Source organism: Prosthecobacter sp. (assembly GCF_044222345.1).
GTDB lineage: Bacteria > Verrucomicrobiota > Verrucomicrobiia > Verrucomicrobiales > Verrucomicrobiaceae > Prosthecobacter.
The window spans coordinates 1-3341 of the sequence record NZ_JBGANL010000146.1 but is presented as its reverse complement, the minus strand read 5'-3'; the positions used below and the strand labels follow the sequence as shown (position 1 = coordinate 3341).

General features: G+C 62.9%; 2 protein-coding genes and 1 pseudogene. 2 read left to right on the top strand and 1 reads right to left on the bottom strand.

What is annotated here, in order from left to right:
• A pseudogene (locus ACILSL_RS27380) lies at nucleotides 1–192 on the bottom strand (NADH-quinone oxidoreductase subunit F); the annotation flags it as partial.
• Between the two features lie 178 nt (nucleotides 193–370).
• Between ACILSL_RS27380 and ACILSL_RS27375 the strand changes: the two are divergent.
• Nucleotides 371–2323 carry a DUF1549 and DUF1553 domain-containing protein gene (locus tag ACILSL_RS27375; RefSeq protein WP_395735248.1) on the top strand — a complete coding sequence of 651 codons (1953 nt, stop codon included), beginning with the start codon at nucleotides 371–373 and terminating at the stop codon, nucleotides 2321–2323.
• 430 nt (nucleotides 2324–2753) lie between these two features.
• Nucleotides 2754–3230 carry an REP-associated tyrosine transposase gene (locus ACILSL_RS27370; protein WP_395735247.1) on the top strand — a complete coding sequence of 159 codons (477 nt, stop codon included), beginning with the start codon at nucleotides 2754–2756 and terminating at the stop codon, nucleotides 3228–3230.
• Nucleotides 3231–3341: the final 111 nt, after the last annotated feature.

Here is a 3341-nt window from a genome sequence, read left to right as displayed (position 1 = left end):
GCTGGCCTTGACCTCGTTGGTGATGGCGCTGCGCTCCATCTTGAACGCCTTCTTGAGCTGCTCATACCCGCCATTCTCCAGGTAACACTCGATGGACGGATTGTAACCGGCGCGGTCGATGTTCTTGAAGATCAGGCGCTTTTCACGCGCATGGGGTTCTTTTCCGGGAAGATACTGGACGGGGGAGGCCATGGTGGGCAGTATCCGAGTGTGAATAAGGTGGGCAACTGGGATTTGTGAAAAATTTCACAAGCAGGGCGGGAAAGCGGGAAGGGGAGGTGCAGGCGCGGGGTGCTCCTGAATAGGCCGAATAGGTCCTGTAAGACCTCTTTTCTGGAAAGCTCCGCCCGCTGAGCGCTGTACCTTGCAGGTGCGCATCTCCACTCCCAGTTCTCTCTGCCTGACCCTGCTGCTCCTCGCTGCGGCGGGGCTGGCTGTCGCCAAAAAAGACGAGGGACCGAAGCCGGTGCCGTGGTCCTTTGCGCCGCTGCGGCGCGGCCCGCTGCCGCAGGTGAAGGACGCCGCCTGGCCAAAGACGCGCATCGACTACTACATCCTCGCCAAAATGGAGGCCGCAGGCATGAAGCCAGCCCCCAGGGCTGACGAGCGTGTGCTGCAGCGCCGGCTGGCCTTTGATCTCACCGGTTTGCCCCCTGCCGGGCAGGCTGCCGCCGACTGGAGCCGCACCGTGGATGAAACCCTGCGCAGCCCCCACTACGGCGAGCGCTGGGCACGCCACTGGCTGGATCTGGCGCGCTACACGGATCAAACCCCCAACTGGCTGGACTCCACCAAGTACTCCTACCTCTACCGCGACTGGGTGGTGCAGGCGCTCAATGAGGACATGCCGTATGACCGCTTCGTCATGCGTCAGCTTGCCACGGATTTCCTGCCCGAGTGCGGCCCGCAGGATCGCGTGGCGCTGGGCTTCATCGGCCTGAGCCCCACCTATTTCAAAGAGCTGCAGCTCCCGCCGGAGATCATCAAGACCACCGTCGCGGATGAATGGGAGGAGCATGTGGATGCCATCGGCCGCACCTTCCTCGGCCTCACACTGGCCTGCGCCCGCTGCCACGATCACAAGTCCGACCCCATCTCCGCGCAGGATTATTATGCGCTGGCCGGCGTCTTCGCCTCCGTGAAGCTCTCCGAGCTGCCCACGATGAAGGATGAATTCTGGAAGCCGGTGGCGAAGGCGCGCGCTGAGGTGGCGGCGATGGAAAAGCAGATGGCCGACCTCAAGAAAAAGAAGCCAAAGGATCTGGCGGAGCAGACGAAGAAAATCGAAGCCGCCATCGCCTCCATCAAGACCGCCACCCCGCACTACAACATGCCCATGGCCAATGCCGTGGAGGAGGCCGCGCTGTATGTGGTGAATAAGGAAAAAGAGCACGGCACCAAGCTGGACTACCGCATGGGCATGGCCCGCGATCTGGAGCTGATGAAGCGCGGCAATCCGAACGACCTCGGCGCTGCGGTGCCGCGCCGCTTCCTCTCCATGTTTCCCTCCAAGACCGGCCTGCCGCGCAAGTTCACCACCGGCAGCGGCCGCCTGGAGCTGGCCCAGGCCATCACGGAAGACGCCGCGCCGCTCACCGCACGCGTCATTGTCAATCGCGTGTGGAAGCACCACTTCGGGCGCGGCTTGGTGGATACCCCCAGCGAATTCGGCAACCTCGGCGAAGCCCCCACGCACCCCGAATTGCTCGATGATCTCGCCGGTCGTTTCATGGAGCACGGCTGGTCCATCAAGTGGCTGCACCGCGAGATTTTGAACTCCGCCACCTGGCAGCAGAGCAGCGTCGCCGCCGCCTCCGAGCAGCGCGATCCCGAAAACAAACTCTACACCCGCATGCTGCGCCGCCGCCTCGACTGGGAATCCTGGCGCGATGCCATCCTCAGCGCCACCGGGCAGATCGATCTCAAGATCGGCGGCCCCGCCTCATCCATCAGCGATGCCGCCAATCACCGCCGCTCCCTCTACGGCGCCTCCGACCGCCAGGACATGGACCCCATGCTGCGCATCCACGACGTGCCCGATCCCGGCGCGCACAACCCCTGGCGCACCGAAACCATCACGCCCCTGCAGGGCCTCTTCGCGCTCAATTCCCCCTTCATGCAGCAGCAGTCCGAAGTCCTCGGCAAATGGGCGATGGAGCACCGTGTGGAGGATGTCTACGCCCGCCTCTTTGGCCGCAAGCCAAGCGCGCATGAAGCCGAGGTGGCGCGCGCATTTCTCAGCAGCCGGGAAAAGGACCCCGCCGCGTGGTCCCAATACGCCCAGGCCCTGCTCGCAGGGAATGAGATGCTGTTTGTGGATTGAGCGGGCGCTTGGCGCACCAGCGCGAGGTAGGGAGGGCTGTCCCCAGCCCTCCGCGAGAGCGAGAAGAATGAATGAGCAATGACCGGCAGCAGCGGAGTCCAGCGCAGGGTAGGGAGGGCTGTCCCCAGCCCTCCGCGAGAGCAAGGCGGATGACCGAGCGATGACCGGCGGCAGCGGAGTCCAGCGTCGCCTGCGAGGGGAGATGGATGTCCTACCTGTCCATGGGCAACCCGCCAAACCCGGCGGCTTGAGGACAAGCCGCCCTACCTGCCCTGGGCATGCGTATACCCAGCGCAGGGTAGGGAGGGCTGTCCCCAGCCCTCCGCGAGAGCAAGGCGGATGAACGAGCGATGACCGGCGGCAGCGGAGTCGAGTCGGAGTCGAGTATTAGGCCCTTGCATGCCAGCGCTCCAGACTGCACGGTCATCCCATGCAGGGCGCTGATCGGCCGGATCGGAAAAAACTTCATCATGACGTGCCTCATTGGGTCGAAGACGGCTCATTGTTTTTTATCACGGTGAACTGCTCGCAAAGAGGATCAGAACAGCTCACACTGCCCGCTGTTGCTGATGGATTGCTGGATGCTGCGCGGTTCTACCACGACCAGCGGAAGTGGCACATCACACTCTGGCTTCTCATGCCGGATCATTTGCATGCACTGCTGAGTTTTCCACGACAGGTCGTGATGGAAGATGTGTTCCAAAACTGGAAACGCTACACCGCGCGGCAATTCGGAATTGTGTGGCAGGACGGTTTCTTTGATCATCGCTTGCGTGATGGCCACGAGGAAAACGCCAAGCATCATTACATCCGGCAGAATCCCGTGCGGAAAGGGCTGTGCGCCAGACCCGAGGAATGGCCGCATCAATTGCGATCTTCCAGAGCAGGTTCGTTGATTCGCGGCTGATTGGATGTTGCTGGGAACGATGCACGGTGTCCTACCTGTCCATGGGCAACCCGCCAGCCCCGGTGGCTTGGGGACAAGCCGCCCTACCTGCGCTGGGCATGCGTATACCCA